Raw genomic sequence first — 1,562 nt, 5'->3', positions numbered from 1 at the left:
GTACTGGCTAATTATATAATTTTTATTATATCGTGATAAAGCATTTATGGAGAACAACATGAAGGTCATTGCAATTTTAGGATTATTGGCGCTGTCTTCATCAGTTATTGCTGGCGAATCTAAATTGCCCGTTGGCTGTCAACCGGTGATGGTGCAGGGAAATGCGATAACCCTTCAAGCGGATAAAAAAGCGTTAGTTTTTATTCATAACATTACGGCTATTGATATGTGGGTGACTCATCCAGTAAAAAATCCTGGGGCGAGTGCCGGTTGGACCAGTCGCTTAGAAGGTGGAAAATGGGCTGCACTATCCTTGGAAAAAGGCCCCTTTGCATTGACCTGTATTGAATCCAGACCTGGTCATGAGCAGCAAGTTCCTTGTGAGGGCACTATCGCCGTGTGCAAATGGAACAAAGTGAAGTTTCCTGAAAATGCGCAGGGAACGTTCTGGGCAGCAGAGAATATGTCTTTACCTGCATTAAAGGCTGCAGTGGGTGGTCGAGGTTATGTGTTACCTCACTAACTAGATAAATCATTGCTACTTATATAGATAAGTGGTAGAAGAGAGCAAATTATGATTAAGTTATACTATGACAATAAATATAAATGTGGTGAATGGTGAGTAAAAAATCAAAAGATCCTTTTCATGAGCGGGAAAGTGAAAAATACGCCGACCCCATCCCTAGTCGTGAATTCATTATGGAGATCCTTAATGAATACGGCAAGCCGATGTCGCGCAGCCATTTATTTGAAAAATTACATTTAGATGAGCGCAAACAAGAGACAATAGGATTTCGACTCAAGGCGATGTTGCGTGATGGACAAATTATGCAAGATCGTCGTGGACGCTTTTGCCTTCTACAAAAAATTAATTTGTCACGTGGAACCGTGCAAGGCCATCCAGATGGTTTTGGTTTTTTCATCCCGGATGATGGTTCGGATGATATGTTTCTATCTGCCAAGGAAATGCGCGCGGTAATGCATGGCGACGTTGTTCTCGCCTATCAGGTAGGTGTCGATCGGCGCGGAAGACCTGATGCTAAAATTCATGAAGTTTTAGAACATGCTAATGCGTCCATTGTCGGACGTTTTTTTACCGAGCATGGCGTTTCTTTTGTGTTACCGGACAGCAAGCATTTAACGCAAGATATTTCTGTTCCGCAAGAGTTTGTTAATGGCGCTAAAAATGGCCAAATCGTTTTGGTTGAAGTAATCGCTTTTCCCAGTAAGCGGGCGCAGGCTATTGGTAAAGTCATTCATGTTTTGGGCGAGCATATGGCTCCCGGCATGGAGATCCAGGTTGCTATCCATGCGCATGGTATTCCTTTTGAATGGCCTGATGATGTCAGTATCGACGTAGCAAAAATTCCGCAGCAAGTGACGGAAGAACAAATGAAGGGACGTACAGATCTACGCTCTTTGCCTTTTGTGACTATCGATGGTGAAGATGCCAAAGACTTTGACGATGCCGTTTATTGTTATGCAAAGCCCAATGGTGGTTTTCAGCTTTATGTCGCCATCGCCGATGTAAGTAACTACGTCCAACCTAATTCCGCTTTAGA

General features: G+C 43.2%; 2 protein-coding genes. Both read left to right on the top strand.

Going from position 1 to position 1,562, the window contains the following annotated elements; translation table 11 throughout:
- Positions 1 to 58: 58 nt before the first annotated feature.
- Complete coding sequence (locus ACQY7T_RS11540; RefSeq protein ID WP_428413567.1) at positions 59 to 523, top strand: hypothetical protein; 465 nt, start codon at positions 59 to 61, stop codon at positions 521 to 523.
- Between the two features lie 95 nt (positions 524 to 618).
- Positions 619 to 1,562: RNB domain-containing ribonuclease (locus tag ACQY7T_RS11535; protein ID WP_428413565.1), on the top strand; the 944-nt coding region annotated here is incomplete at its 3' end.

The sequence above is a fragment of the Legionella sp. genome (assembly GCF_965140895.1).
GTDB lineage: Bacteria > Pseudomonadota > Gammaproteobacteria > Legionellales > Legionellaceae > Legionella.
This window is presented reverse-complemented; position numbering and strand designations above follow the sequence as displayed.

Coding starts and splice junctions, on each gene's coding strand:
- ACQY7T_RS11540 (WP_428413567.1), top strand. CDS start 59: ATGAAGGTCATTGCAATTTTAGGATTATTGGCGCTGTCTTCATCAGTT.